The sequence below is a fragment of the Mucilaginibacter sp. Mucisp73 genome (assembly GCF_059491465.1).
Genome location: NZ_CP168507.1, coordinates 5,072,604 through 5,087,553, shown reverse-complemented (window position 1 = coordinate 5,087,553; position 14,950 = coordinate 5,072,604). Strand labels below are relative to the sequence as shown.

Below are 14,950 nucleotides of genomic sequence, written 5' to 3'. Positions count from 1 at the left end.
TGATTTTAGTAACAATCTTTTTAAATAAACAATCTTATTTAAACCATCGTTTTAAATTCCACCATTTTTTCTTTTCATCATCAAGATAATAGCCCGAACCTTCGTAGCCGCTGTAATCTGAATAATAGTAATATCGTGTGCCTGTATTTTCGCCGGTAAATTTGGTAGTGTAATATCTTGAATGCAGCAAATCTTCTTCGAATGCATTTAAAATTATCACGGTATTATCGAGGTGATATTCCTGCGCTATGCGCTGTGGCACAGTTGCGGCATAATATTTTGATTTGCCCGACCGGATCACAAAAACATTGATGTCACTTATCCTGATAAGCGGTATAGCATCTGATACCAGTCCGATCGGAGCGGTATCAATCATCACTATATCATACATCGTTTTAAGTGTTTCAATTAAAGCGTTCATCCTTTTGCTGTGTAGTAGCTCTGATGGGTTAGGCGGTACGGGCCCCGACACTATAAAATCAAGGTTTTCCTGTTCAGAGTGATGAATGATATCATCAATTTCAGTTTGGTGTGCAAGGTAATTGGTCAAGCCAATATCATTGGCCACATGAAAAGTTTTATGCAGCCTTGAACGACGTAAATCGGCTCCTATTAATATTACTTTTTTATCAATAAGTGAAAGTGTGCTTGACAAATTTACGGCAACAAATGATTTGCCTTCGCCGGCTACTTCCGAGGTTATACAAATAACTTTGCTTGCTTTTTCTGACGAAAGGAAACTAAGATTAGTACGTACAGAACGGACCGATTCGGCAAAAATTGATTTGGGTTTGCTGATAGCAAGGATTTGTTCGCTGCTTTCGTCAAGGGCATACGGAAATTTTCGGATAACGCCCAGGATAGGTATGCTGGTTAGACTTTCAATGGTTTCCTTATCATAAATATAGGGGTTTAATATCCTGATGAGAATGATAAGCCCCAGGCCTATAGCCAGACCTAATATAGTAGCAGTACGGTGGATATTATGTTCATTGGGCGAAACTGGATTAAAGTTTGGCTGAGCCAGCTCAATAATAGTTGCACCAGGCAAAATCCCGGCACGGCTGATCTGCGCTTCCAGTTTTTTTTCGGACAGAAAAGAGTATACCTTATCATTAATATCAAAATCACGCTGCAGGCTCACCATATCACGCTGGGCGGCAGGCAATGCCGCTATAGTTGAGTTAACCTGGCCAAGTTGATTATCAAGATATTGAATGTTTTTTTCAATGCCAGCCCGGATCTGTTTTATATTGTTTAAAGCGGTGTTTTTAATTTGGATAATGCTTTGGTTAATATTTTGAATAGGCTGCGAATCGGCATTATAGGTAGTTAATAAACTTGCCCGTTCTGTAATCAGGTTGTCCAGGCGGCTTACCATAACTTCTAACGATGGCAGATTAGCGCTGCCTACATTAAAGTTTAAGGTTACATTGTTTTTTTCCTTGGCTATTTCGCTGCTAAGCTGGTCGAGTGCTATTAATTGTATTTTTAGTAACGATTTGTTTGATTCAAGCTCGGTCGCCTTGGTTACAGAAGTAGTTGATGCGGATGTAACGTCAAGGATCTTGGATTTTTTCCTGTATTTTTCTATCGAGTTTTCAGAGCCTTTTACTTCAGTCGACAGATAATCCAGCTGACTGTCAATAAAATCGATCATTTGTGAAGCTGACTGCGCCTTTTGGTTCCGGTCAAAAATCACATAATTGTTCATGATCGCATTAAGTACATCCGCTGCAAACTGCGGATTGGAATCTGTTTGCTGAATGGCAATTATATTTGAGTTTTTTGCTGTTTCGCCAGCATATAAATTACCCTGCACCCGGCCGATAAAATCTTCGGGGATATTGAACTTAAATAAATAAATTGTTTTGGATGGAATTAGCCCCGGGTATTTAATTCTGAAACTGGTATTGCCAATGGTTACAATATCGCCGTATTTGTAGTTGTTTTGAATCTCCTTACCGTTTATGCTATAGGTAAGATTGAAGTTTTGAGCACTGATCGGCTTAAAAGTTATCAGGCTATGGAAAAAATTAAGGCTATCAAACTTTACCAGAGTAATACCGAGAGGCTTTTGCGGATAGGTTTCGGAGGTACGTACCCTGCCCGAGATATAAAAGCTGATACGATAGTCGAGGTCTTTTATTGCTGTTAGGATGAGGGTACGGCTGGTTAATACTGAAGTTATACTCTGAATTTTTGACGGGCCGCGTTCGGGCGTGGTCATTACACTGATAATGTCAGAAATCTCTGATTTTTTTTCTTCTACCTTAAGCGTCCCCCCGGTAGCATATGTTTTAGGTGTATACCATAAATAAGTGTACGAGATAGCTGATGTAATAACAACGGATGCCAATATCCAGTACCAGCGGCTAAGTAGTATTTTGCCGATCTTAAAATAGTCAATTTCCTGGTTGGGCAGCTTTCTTTGTACTTTTTCTAACTCTTCCATTTACCGATGAGAAAGCGTAAAAATAATTAAGGCAGTATTAAGCAACAGTAAAACCGGCTGCGTTATTACTGAAAGGTTTTGCAATTTATCATTGCGTATGGTGCGCTTGTTTTGTGCTATATAAATAACATCTCCACTTTGAAGTATAGCACGGGGATCATTTATTGATTGGATATCCCGCAGGTTAATTTCAGTAACCTGGGGATTTTTTTGATCGCCTCTTATTATTTTTACATTTGCTTCATTAGCCTTATCTGTCAGGCCTCCTGCTTCTCCAATCATTTCAACTAAAGTGGTCCTGTCTTTTGTTAACGTATAATTTCCCTGCCCTTTTATTTCGCCAAGCATGGTAACCTTTAGGTTAATTATCTTTAGTTCAATGATGGGGTCTTTCAACAGGTTTGTACGGTAAAGCCCCTCAATTTGTTTTGCTGCTTCTGGCCTGGTAAGGCCTGCAACTTTTACATGGCCGATAACAGGCAGCGCAACAGTGCCGTCGTCTTCAACCTGGAACGTTTGTCCGGCAGTGCTTCCTCCTCCCCCTCCTCCCGCATTAGTGGAAGGCGCTTCATCTACTATATATTTTATGCTTTGCAGGTTCCTGATCTGTAATATATCCTGTGCTTTAATGCGGTACGGGCTTATTGCGACATCGCTTGCTTTTGATATGGTATCAGTAACATTATTCTTTTGTTCGAAAAGATATTGATATTGTTTGCTTGAGCAGGAGGTTAACAAAAAAAGTATCCCAGTAATTAAGCAGATAAATGTATAGTTGCGCATGTTCAGCTATAAAGTTCCAAGTTATATTTAATATAATTAGGCTTCAAAGTCAAAATTACATAATTTCGGGGTATTAATACGTTGTATTTTTCCCAAAGTTGCAAGGTTGAAGATCTCGGTTATCACTGTTGTTTACAATGCCCAGGATACTATTAAAAGATGTATCGAATCTGTTATCGGCCAGAATTACAACAACATTGAGTATATTATAATTGATGGCGGCTCAACAGATAATTCCCTGCAAATAATTAACCAATATAAATCGCACATCAAAGTTTTGATATCTGAGCCTGACCAGGGCATTTATGATGCAATTAATAAGGGGATCCGTTTAGCAACAGGCGAAATAATAGGTATACTTAACGCCGATGATTTTTTTGCAGACCTGGAAGTTTTATCAGCAGTGGCACAGGCTTTTTCAAACAGTGATACAGAAATCATTTACGGAAACCTTGATTATATAAATTCTGCAGGTAAAATCACCCGTAAATGGAAAAGTCACAAATGTGGAAAAAATTCCTTTAACCGTGGTTTTATGCCCCCACACCCTACCTTTTACTGTAGACGCTATTTGTTTGAAAAACACGGCTTTTACAGTCTTGAATACGGTTCTGCAGGCGATTATGAATTAATGGCGAGGTTTCTGCATAAATGGCAGGTAAGGAGCTTTTATCTTAACAAAGTTATGGTTAAAATGCAGGTAGGGGGTATAAGCAACAGCAATTTAATGAACAGGTTTAAGGCGTGGTCATTTGATTTGAAAGCGATGCGTAAAAATAATGTGTTTTTACCCGTTTTGGCAATTGTGCTGAAGCCCCTTAGGAAAATTTCACAATTTCTTTAATCTTTAGTTAACCTTTTGTGTTTCCTGTCGTATAAGTATTTATAAATGAATAAGCCGGTCACTAACACATTTATAGCATATGCTTGAATTTCTACGCTCTTATCATTTTGTTTATAATGTGCTAATAGTTGTATTTTCAACGCTTATTACATTATTATGTATCCCTTCAATATTACATGTTGCGCGTGCCCGCCATTTATATGATGATGTTGGCCATTTCAGGAAACAACATGATCATGGTATTCCCCGCTTAGGAGGTGTTGCTATTTTTGTAAGCTTTACTATTACAGTTTTGTTATTCAGTATTATCGACAAATCGTTGCCGATTAGTTACCTGCTTACCGCATGTATTATTTTGTTTGCAATGGGGCTGAAGGATGATCTTTCGGGGGTTAATTCAAGTACCAAATTCATGATCCAGTTTGTGGTTGCCGCCATACTTGTTATCCCCGGAGATATCCGGATCAGCAGCATGTATGGGGTGTTTGATATTGCATCGCTGCCATATATCCCCAGTGTAATATTGTCAATACTTGTTATTATGCTTATCATCAATTCTTTTAACCTTATTGATGGTATTGATGGGTTGGCTGCAACTACGGGGATTATTGCCAACAGCGCTTTTGCGGCGCTTTTTATTTATATGAACCAGTACGAGCTTGCAGCAATTTCACTTGCCATGGTTGGGGCGGTGGTTGGTTTTTTGCGTTTTAACGTCACTCCTGCTAAAATATTTATGGGCGATACCGGCGCCCTACTCATTGGCCTGGTATCGGCAGTAATGGCTATTAAATTTATTGAGTTAAGTAAAGTTTCGACGGTCAAACTGCCTTTCATATATACAGCACCGGCATTAATCGTAGCGATACTTATAGGTCCTGTTTTTGACACGCTAAGGGTTTTTACTATCCGGATCTTAAACAAAAAATCCCCTTTTGATGCAGACCGCAATCATATCCACCACCGTATGTTAAAAATGGGTTTAACGCATCTGCAAACTACTTTTGTTTTAGGATGCCTGAACCTTGTTTCGATAGTAATGGTGCTGGTATTTAATAATTTAAATAACTCCTGGCTTATTGTTCTTATATTTTTATTGTCGATATCCTTTAACGGGATGATCACTTATTTTATCCGTTCAAAAAAAGGTGAAACCCTGGTAGTCCGGAATTTTAGCGACTAATAACCAATTGTAACCTGCAAGTAGTAATACCGTAAATAAGCAAATTAACCATGCATCTTCATTAACTTTGATACTTTATTTATCAGCATGCCATGAAGATAGCTATAAACGGGTTTGGTCGCATTGGCCGCATATTTTTAAGGAATATTTTATTACATCCCGAAATACGGGTGGTAGCTATAAATGATCTTACCGATACGCAAACCCTCGCGCATTTATTTAAGTATGACTCTGTTCATCGAGGGTTTAAGGGTACGGTGAGTTTTGATGATAACAATCTTGTTATTAACGGTAACTGTATACGGGTATTTGCCGAGCGCGACCCTTTTAACCTGCCCTGGAAGGCTCTGGATATTGATGTCGTAATAGAATCAACCGGTAAATTTACTTCCAACCAGGGTGCTGAGGCTCATTTAACCGCCGGGGCACGGCAGGTTATCATATCTGCACCATCAACCGATAAAAATGTACCAACTGTAGTGCTTGGCGTAAACGACCAGGAGGTTGACCTACAATCTCCTGTGCTGTCAAACGCATCATGTACAACTAATAATGTTGCCGCAATGGTAAAAATATTAGATGAAAACTGGGGCATCATTGATGGTTACATTACCACCGTTCACTCTATGACCGGCGATCAAAGCCTACATGACGCACCTCATAAAGATCTTAGGCGGGCAAGGGCCGCATCGGCTTCTATTATACCCACCACTACGGGGGCTGCTAAAGCAATAACAGCTATATTCCCTCATTTGGACGGCCGTTTGGGCGGAGCAGGAATTCGTGTACCGGTGCTTAACGGTTCATTAACTGATTTTACCTGCAGCCTCAAAATGCAACCAACCGTAGTTCAAATTAATGAAGCCTTTAAGCAAGCTGCCAACGGGCCAATGAAAAATGTACTTGAATACACTGAAGACCCCATTGTGTCAACTGATATATTGGATAATCCGCACAGCTGCATTTTTGATGCGCAGCTAACGTCAATAGTGGGTGGCCTTGTAAAAGTTGTTGGCTGGTATGATAATGAAATGGGATACAGCAGCCGGCTGGCCGATTTGGTAGTACGACTAGCCGAACTTAAAAAACAGCCTGCCTAAACAATAGCATAAGTTATTTTCTGTATAATTTTGAGTAGCGCCCGGTATACGCGAAATAAGCGTTGCTGCTTTAATTTAATGGAATTAAAATTTCCTGTTCCATGAATTTTTTCAATTTTGCTGCATGATCAGGTTTATAAAAGTTGATGAACTGCTGCATGTGCGTAATGAGGTACTGCGCGAAGGCAAGCTCACTCTTGACGAATGCCGTTTCCCGTCAGATGATAATGAAGGCAATTTTCACCTTGGCTATTTTGTTAATGATGAACTGGCTTGTATTGCTTCGTTTCACCCGCAAAGTTATGGCGAATTTAACGGTACAGGATACCAGCTCAGGGGTATGGCCACTATCGAAAAATATAGAGGGCAGGGCTTCGGCAATCAGTTGGTTAACTTTGCTTTGGTATACCTGCGCGGCCAAATGGCAGATTACTTGTGGTGCAATGCCCGTAAAAAAGCAGTGCACTTTTATAACAGCCTTGGTTTTGAGGTCGTTTCGACCGAATTTGAGGTGCTGGGCATTGGTCCTCATTATGTAATGTATGTTAAAATAAGATGAAATTTTGGCCGATTAAAACAGCTTTTTTCGTTTTTCGTTCAGTATTTTGAATTAAAATGCCCAATTTGCGCCCGTTCATAACAAATGACCCTTTAATAGATATGAAAACAGTAGATCAAATTAGTTTTGCAGGTAAAAAAGCCCTCATCAGGGTTGATTTTAACGTGCCTCTTGACGAGAATTACAATATTACCGACGATAACCGTATGACGGCAGCTTTGCCAACCATAAAAAAAATATTGAAAGATGGCGGCAAAGTTATCCTTATGTCGCACCTTGGCAGGCCGAAAGACGGTCCTACAGAAAAATATTCATTAAAACATATCGTATCTCATTTGTCTGATCTGCTTGGTCAGCAGGTACAGTTTGCTGATGATTGCATTGGTGAGCAAGCTGTTGAAAAAGCAAAAGCGCTTGGTAACGGCGAGGTTTTATTATTAGAGAACCTGCGTTTTTATAAAGAAGAAGAAAAAGGTGATGTTGCCTTTGCAGAAAAGCTTTCGAAATTAGGTGATGTATATGTGAACGATGCTTTTGGTACCGCTCACCGTGCGCACGCATCAACTGCTATCATCGCTCAGTTTTTTCCTGATGCCAAATATTTTGGTTACCTGATGGCAGCCGAATTAAACAACGCCGAAAAGATCCTGAATAACGCACCAAAGCCTTTTACAGCTATTATGGGAGGTTCAAAAGTATCGGATAAAATTGAGCTTATCGAAAAACTGCTGGAAAAAGTAGATAACCTGATTATTGGTGGTGGTATGGCTTATACATTTGCTAAAGCTGATGGTGGTAACATTGGTACCTCACTGGTTGAGATGGACAAGCTTGATCTGGCAATCAGCCTAAGGCAAAAAGCTAAAGAAAAAGGTGTAAACCTGTTATTGCCTTTAGATAACATCATTGCCGATGCATTTTCAAATGATGCTAACACTGATGTTGCCAAAACAGGTGAAATAAAAGACAACTGGATGGGGCTTGATATTGGCCCTGAAACTGTTGCTTTATTCAGCAAAGTAGTTGAAGAATCAAAAACCATTTTATGGAACGGCCCGATGGGCGTATTTGAAATGGAGAAATTTTTAGGCGGAACCAAAGCAATTGCTGAAGCTGTAGCTAAAGCGACAGAAAACGGAGCTTTCTCGCTGATTGGTGGTGGCGACTCTGCTGCGGCTGTAGCTAAATTTGGCATGACCGATGAGGTAAGCTACGTATCAACCGGCGGCGGTGCTTTGCTTGAATATATGGAAGGTAAAGAATTGCCAGGTGTAAAAGCAATCAACGACTAATAAGAACTAAAACAAACAAAAAAAGCTCCGGTGATGGAGCTTTTTTTGTTTAAAACGGTTACCGGTCAATTTATTCCCTGATAATTATCTTAACTTCAAATTGAGTTTTGCATTGTTGTTTAAGCCAATTATGAAATATGATCAATATTAATTCCGGAGGAGCAAGTCAACATACTTTTGACGCCATAGTAATAGGATCGGGTATCAGCGGCGGATGGGCTGCCAAAGAGATATGCGAAAAAGGGCTGAAAACATTGGTACTGGAACGTGGCCGGAATGTTACACATTTGAGGGACTATCCAACAGCTACTAAAAATCCCTGGGATTTCCCTCATCGCGGGCATTTACCTGAAGCTATAAAAAATGAAAATCCGATAGCTGAAAAGTGTTACGCATTTAGCGAGGCTACAACTCATTTTTTTGTTAAAGATAAAGAACACCCGTATGTTCAGGAAAAGCCGTTCGACTGGATTCGCGGGTACCAGGTGGGAGGGAAATCATTGCTGTGGGCCAGGCAAACCCAGCGCTGGAGCAAGTTTGATTTTGAGGGCCCGGCAAGAGATGGCTTTGCTACAGCATGGCCTATAAGTTACAACGATATTGCACCATGGTATAGTCATGTAGAGTTATTTGCCGGCATTGCCGGTCACAAGGATGGATTGGAAACGCTGCCGGATGGCGAGTTTTTACCGCCATGGGAAATGAATGTGGTTGAAAAGCAGATTCAAAAAAGAATAATGGATGCATACCATGACAGGCATGTTGTTATTGGCAGGTGCGCGCATTTAACCAAACCGCAACCAGTTCATTTACAACAGGGCCGGGGGCAATGCCAGGCCAGGAGTTTATGTGAGCGCGGTTGTCCGTTTGGGGGTTACTTTAGCTCTAATTCATCAACCTTGCCATGGGCGGCCAAAACGGGGAATCTTACCCTCCGGCCCGATGCCGTAGTACATTCAATTATTTACGATGAAAAAAAGGGAAAGGCAACAGGTGTCAGGGTAATAGATGCACACACTAAATCGGTTACCGAATATTATGCCCGTATTATTTTTGTAAACGCAGCTACGTTAAACTCTAACCTTATTTTACTCAATTCAAAATCAGGCAGGTTTCCAAACGGTTTAGGAAACGATAATGATTTGCTTGGCAGGTATATTGCATTTCATAATTATCGCGGATCGTTAACGGCAACCATTGATGGTTACCTGGATACCTATTATTATGGCCGGAGGCCTGCTGCGGTTATGATGCCAAATTTCAGAAATGTTTACAAGCAGGAAACCGACTTTTTAAGAGGGTATATGACGTTTTATAGCGCTACAAGGAGCAGTTGGGGGCATGCTGTTGATGGCGATCAGATTGGGGCTAACTATAAGGAAAATATCTCCGAACCGGGCAACTGGAATGTATATATGATGATGCAGGGCGAAACCATTCCCAAGGCCGAAAATAGGGTGAGCCTGAGTAAAGACCGAACAGATGAATGGGGAATACCGTTACTGTCAGTTTCGGTAGATTATGATGATAATGATGTAAAATCCCTAAATGATTTTTTGCAGCAGGGTGCTGAGATGCTTGATAAGGCTGGATGTAAAAATATCACCCCTAATGATAGCAAACAGGCGCCTGGTTTAGATATCCACGAAGTTGGAGGGGTAAGGATGGGAACCAATCCCAAAAACTCGTTGCTAAATAAATGGAACCAGTTGCATGAATGTCCTAATGTGTTTGTAACCGATGGAGCTTGTATGACATCTACCGGCACTCAAAATCCTTCTTTAACTTTCATGGCCCTTACTGCGAGGGCTGCAAATTATGCTGTTAATGAATTGCGGAAAAATAATATTTAGTGCTTGGCTTTCTGTTAAGCCTATTGACAGATTACTTATCGGGTTTTCAGATAGATTGGATGATTGATAAATAGTATTTTCGCAGATATTGAAATTGGTTAGTCTACATATCCGGAGTTTTGAAGAGAAAGACCGCCAAAAACTTAGTGAAATCTATCTGCTTTGCCGAATCCAGACTTTTTACTGGACAGACAGCTCCTTGTTTACGTTGAATGACTTTGACGGCTCACACGCTTGACGAAGATGTATGGGTAGCCGAATATGATGATCAGATAGCGGGATTTATGGCTGTTTGGCGTCCCGACGCTTTTATTCATCATTTATATATTGATACGAGATATAGAGGAAAGGGTATTGGTAAAGCGCTGCTTGCTTTGGGATTTCAAACTTATCCAACTCCGCTTAGTTTAAAATGTCTTGTTAAAAATGTGGCAGCGGTTCAATTTTATCGCGCTTTAAATTGGGAAGTGAGAGATAGTGGTACTGATAGCCTTGGGGATTATTTTTTAATGCTGCGAAGCATATAAATAAAGAGGCTGTACGTAATACAACCTCTTTTTTGATTAAGCAATATATATAGTTTTGGGTTGGCCCTAATGGCAAAAAGGGGGTTGACAGGGTTAACACAATTTGGGGTTAATGTTTACTTATATTCCTTATAGTCAGATATTTAAGTGTTTATTATGCGAAAAATGTGTCAACCCCCCTTTTTGTATAAATATTATCAGCTAAATTTCAATTCACAGGTATACGACATCAGAGTGATCAATTTGCTTTATGATACAGCCTCTTTTATTTTATTATTGAATTTTAACCGAAGTCACCACATCATTTGCATTTGGAAATAGGGTGGTAAAATTAGCTGTGTTTGATGTTCGTGTCCAGGATGTACCGGTAGAGTTATCGTTTGCATACATCGTCACTGTCCAACCGGTTGGGATCTTTACCGACGAAGCCCAGTTATCTACAAAGCCATAAGCCTGCAATTGTGCCAGGGTATAAGTGCCCTTAGGTATGGCACTCGTTACTGTACCGCCGTAATTGATGTCCTGGTAAAAAGTTACCCCTGTAGTACTGGTTCCCGTATATACTGTAGACTTGCCGTATAACGCGTTTGATACACTCGAAAGGTAAGTATGTACGTCGCTATTAGGCAAATTGTAATACAGATAGATGCCATAATTGTTATTTACAGTTTGGGTTGCCAGTGATGCCGCGGTTGATGAACTGGTACTTTGAATATCAATAGCGGCCGGGCCAAGGTTGGCTGCGGTTAATCCCGGAACATTCGGAACAGAATAAGTGCCATAAATAGCGTTCCAGCTATAGTTAACTTTTGAGCCCACGGTTACACCATTATAGCTCAGCCGTGACGCAGCCGGGCCATAAAAGTAAAACGAAATTATTTTGGTAGGCATCAGGTTACGTAAGGCAGTAACGAGGTAAACAAATGAGCTGTCGTTTGGCTGACCGGTACCATTGGTGCCATAGTCGGCATATTCATCGTCAAAGTCAATACCGTCCAGGCCGTAAGTGGTAACGGCGTTGCTTAATTGCTGAGCAAAATCATTTGCGGCAGCCTGAGATGGAAAATTAGAGATCCCCGCGCCCTGGTGATTGCCCAAAATAGATAACAATACCTTAATACCTTTAGCCTGCAGGCTTTGAATATAAGTGGCTTTATTGTTGAGTACGTTGGTTACTTGCGGGTTAAAGTACAGCACTGCTTTTTGCGTGCCGGTGTCATAGTTGATGTTGGCCGCAAATATAATAGCAATATCAAAAAGCTGCTCCCCGGTTGAAAGGGTATAATTACCCACATTGCGGATATCATTATTATTTACCTCCACATAGCAAACACCCTTAGGCCCGGCCACGCCTATGGCATTGGTGCTTAACTTTGACGGAGTGTTGCCGGCATCAGTAGGCAGTGCCGCTTTTTCCTTTTTACAGGCGGATGTTAGGAGGACGACTACGCCAAATAAGGCGGTTAGCGTTTTTGCAAACGGCAGATTAAGGTTTGTTCTCATAATTGTTTGTTTGTTAAATTGTTATAAAAAGATAAATTGTTTTAGCATAATTGGTTTGCGTAAAGGCGGCCCATGGCATAGCCGGGGGATAGTCACTATCTCTTAAAAAAACTGTTTAAATATTTTAGGTTACCGGGCGTTTAGGTCCTCGCTCCGGTATTATTTGGTTCAAAGTAATAGACCATTAAACGTGTATAATTGCCTACAGGTTTTAATTATTATTTTATAAAAATATTATTATGGTTAATAAAGGTGCTTATTACACTTAATTTTAACTATAACAAAAACCTTTGTTCTGTAACAAAAAAGAGGCTTTTTGTAAATTGCCGTATGGTTAGTTGTCCTTTTTATTTTATTCGGCTACATTTGATTGACTGACAAAAATTTTATGAAGAAAAATTTACTTTTCATTTTCTGCCTTTTGCTTTCGGCATCAGGCCTGTATGCGCAGCCCAAAGCGCCCGATGCTGATTATATTAAAGCCAATTACCAGAAATATGAATACCAGATCCCGATGAGGGATGGTAAAAAGCTGTTTACCTCGGTATATGTACCTAAGGACCAGTCAAAAAAATATCCTTTCATGATGGACAGGACCCCATATAGCGTGGCACCCTATGGTACGGAACTGTATAAAGGCAGCCTTGGTCCATCCTCATTATTCGCTCACGACGGGTACATCTTTGTTTACCAGGATGTACGTGGCCGTTGGATGAGTGAAGGCATTTACGAAGAAATGACCCCCGAAAAAGAAGATCATAAAACCAATAAGGATGTTGACGAGGGCACCGACACTTACGATACAATTGATTGGCTGCTGAAAAACATTCCCAACAACAATGGCAAGGTAGGAGTATGGGGTATTTCGTATCCCGGCTTTTACACCACCACTGCTTTGTTAAGCCGTCACCCGGCCCTGGTAGCCGCATCGCCGCAGGCTCCAATTGCCGACCTGTATCGCGATGACGCATTTCATAACGGTGCCTTTATGCTGGTAGCAAACTTTGGTTTTTATCCGGGCTTTACCAACAGGCAGGATGATAAACCAACCCAGCGCCGCGGCAAAGGTTTTGATGCAGGCACCGAAGATGGATATGACTTTTTCCTGAAGATGGGATCGGTAAAAAATTCAAACACTAAATACTATAAGGATACTATCCGTTTATGGAACGAAATGCTTGATCACCCTAACTACGATCAGCATTGGAAAGACCGTAATGTGCTTTATCATTTGCATGATATAAAAACAGCGGTACTGGTAACCGGTGGCTGGTACGATGCTGAAGATTTATACGGAGCTATCAATACCTATAAAACCCTGGTAAAAGAAAACCCTAAAACCCCGGTTTACTTTGCCATGGGGCCATGGGTACACGGCGGTTGGGCACGTGGTGAAGGAGATCATTTAGGCGATGTTGGTTTCGGTGGCCCTACCGGCCCGTTTTATCGCGAAAAAATTGAGTTTGCGTTTTTTAGTCATTATTTAAAAGGTACTGCTGATTTCGACCTGAAGCCGGTATCTACCTTCGAAACCGGTGTTAACGAGTGGAAAACCTATAATACCTGGCCACCAAAAGAAGCTACAGAGAAAAACCTGTACCTGCTGCCGGGCGGAAAACTATCATTTACAACTCCAACAGGCGTAGCCGATAACCATGACGAATTTATATCTGACCCTAACAAGCCGGTGCCGTTTATCAACAGCATTGATATGGATATGAAGCGCGAGTACATGACCGCCGATCAGCGTTTTGCATCGCAACGCCCGGACGTGCTTACTTACGAAACTGATATTTTAGATAAAGATGTCACCATCGCAGGTAATATCTGGGCTAATCTTAAAGTATCAACTACCGGCACCGATGCCGATTGGGTGGTTAAAGTGATTGATGTTTATCCTGATTCTACTAAAAACACCAAATGGGCAGGTAAAGATGTATACCTGAGCGGTTACCAGCAAATGGTACGCAGCGAGGCTATGCGTGGTAAATTCCGTAATGGTTTTGATAAACCCGAGCCTTTTGTGCCTGGTAAAGTAACCCCGGTTAATTTTGAACTGCAGGATGTGCTGCACACCTTCAAAAAAGCGCACCGTATGATGGTTCAGGTACAAAGCACATGGTTCCCGCTTATCGACAGAAATACACAGCAGTTTCAGGATATCATGAAAGCGAAAGATACCGATTTTAAAAAGGCTACACATAAGGTTTATACCTCCAAAACAAACCCGAGTTACTTAAAGGTTAGGGTTATGGAATAAAATACTTGCAATGCAAGTACGGCAGCCTCATGTATTTACATGGGGCTGTTGCATTTTATACCATGATGTCGTAAAGGTTATTAATTAAACCTATAGCCATGTATAAATATATCATCCTTTTTATGATAGCTTCAGTCTTATTGGGCTGCAAAAAACATAATCAGCAAACCGGCTGTCCAAGCCAGGTCTGCACGCTGAATTTCGCATCGCTATATGTGAATTTTGTTGATAAGGATGGTCAAATGGCATTTGGAAAAGATGTAAAGGTTGTGAATTTACGTACCAAACAAACCATAATAGCTAAAGGAAACCCGGGGCCTCCTTCAACAACTGTAGGCCCGCATTTGTACACCATCGCTACTGATAATAATAAAAATGAGTTCTCGACCGAGGGCGATGACGTAGAACTTACTGTGACCAATATCCAAACAGGTGCCACCCAAACCGCGCTGTTTAAAATTTCGGGTGGATGTAATTGCCATATAGCTAAAGTATCCGGTCCGGCTACTATAGTGCTTAACTAATACATTTTTTCCTACAAGAAAAGGCTGCAAAGAAAAATTGCGGTCTTTTATATTGTACTTATTTAAA

The 14,950-nt window shown here is 40.8% G+C and carries 12 protein-coding genes; 9 read left to right on the top strand and 3 right to left on the bottom strand.

From position 1 onward, the window contains the following. Positions 1-34: 34 nt before the first annotated feature. Together ACEN82_RS20915 and ACEN82_RS20910 are read right to left on the bottom strand one after the other, a co-directional pair. On the bottom strand, positions 35-2,455 hold the full coding sequence (locus ACEN82_RS20915) for a GumC family protein (RefSeq protein ID WP_090529945.1): 2,421 nt from the start codon (positions 2,453-2,455) through the stop codon (positions 35-37). Next, positions 2,456-3,238 (bottom strand): polysaccharide biosynthesis/export family protein, encoded by a 783-nt coding sequence (locus ACEN82_RS20910; RefSeq protein ID WP_413321009.1) that lies wholly within the window; start codon positions 3,236-3,238, stop codon positions 2,456-2,458. Positions 3,239-3,344: 106 nt separating this feature from the next. Here ACEN82_RS20910 and ACEN82_RS20905 point away from each other — a divergent pair, with 106 nt between their 5' ends. The 7 genes from ACEN82_RS20905 to ACEN82_RS20875 all read left to right on the top strand — a co-directional run bounded on the left by ACEN82_RS20905 (position 3,345) and on the right by ACEN82_RS20875 (position 10,596). Continuing rightward, the gene (locus tag ACEN82_RS20905) at positions 3,345-4,082 is read left to right on the top strand and encodes a glycosyltransferase family 2 protein (protein ID WP_090529938.1); all 738 of its coding nucleotides are present in this window, start codon (positions 3,345-3,347) and stop codon (positions 4,080-4,082) included. A 79-nt stretch (positions 4,083-4,161) separates the two neighbouring features. Then, positions 4,162-5,265: an MraY family glycosyltransferase gene (locus ACEN82_RS20900; protein ID WP_413321008.1), complete on the top strand. Its 1,104-nt coding sequence runs from the start codon at positions 4,162-4,164 to the stop codon at positions 5,263-5,265. Between the two features lie 92 nt (positions 5,266-5,357). Beyond that, entirely contained in the window at positions 5,358-6,365 is a 1,008-nt protein-coding gene (gene gap, locus ACEN82_RS20895; RefSeq protein ID WP_413321007.1) for a type I glyceraldehyde-3-phosphate dehydrogenase, read from the top strand. 124 nt (positions 6,366-6,489) lie between these two features. Continuing rightward, complete coding sequence (locus ACEN82_RS20890; RefSeq protein WP_413321006.1) at positions 6,490-6,924, top strand: GNAT family N-acetyltransferase; 435 nt, start codon at positions 6,490-6,492, stop codon at positions 6,922-6,924. Positions 6,925-7,025: 101 nt separating this feature from the next. Continuing rightward, complete coding sequence (locus ACEN82_RS20885) at positions 7,026-8,216, top strand: phosphoglycerate kinase (RefSeq protein ID WP_090531276.1); 1,191 nt, start codon at positions 7,026-7,028, stop codon at positions 8,214-8,216. Between the two features lie 137 nt (positions 8,217-8,353). Next, positions 8,354-10,069, top strand: coding sequence for a GMC oxidoreductase (locus tag ACEN82_RS20880; RefSeq protein ID WP_413321005.1), 1,716 nt, complete (start codon positions 8,354-8,356; stop codon positions 10,067-10,069). A gap of 212 nt (positions 10,070-10,281) precedes the next feature. Then, positions 10,282-10,596 (top strand): GNAT family N-acetyltransferase, encoded by a 315-nt coding sequence (locus ACEN82_RS20875; protein WP_413321004.1) that lies wholly within the window; start codon positions 10,282-10,284, stop codon positions 10,594-10,596. A gap of 273 nt (positions 10,597-10,869) precedes the next feature. On the opposite strand, the gene ACEN82_RS20870 is transcribed toward ACEN82_RS20875, so the two are convergent. Beyond that, positions 10,870-12,099 (bottom strand): endo-beta-N-acetylglucosaminidase H, encoded by a 1,230-nt coding sequence (locus ACEN82_RS20870; protein ID WP_413321003.1) that lies wholly within the window; start codon positions 12,097-12,099, stop codon positions 10,870-10,872. A 388-nt stretch (positions 12,100-12,487) separates the two neighbouring features. Between ACEN82_RS20870 and ACEN82_RS20865 the strand changes: the two genes are divergently transcribed. Continuing rightward, positions 12,488-14,359 carry a CocE/NonD family hydrolase gene (locus ACEN82_RS20865; protein WP_413321002.1) on the top strand — a complete coding sequence of 624 codons (1,872 nt, stop codon included), beginning with the start codon at positions 12,488-12,490 and terminating at the stop codon, positions 14,357-14,359. 98 nt (positions 14,360-14,457) lie between these two features. Beyond that, positions 14,458-14,883 carry a hypothetical protein gene (locus ACEN82_RS20860; RefSeq protein ID WP_413321001.1) on the top strand — a complete coding sequence of 142 codons (426 nt, stop codon included), beginning with the start codon at positions 14,458-14,460 and terminating at the stop codon, positions 14,881-14,883. Positions 14,884-14,950 lie beyond the last annotated feature (67 nt).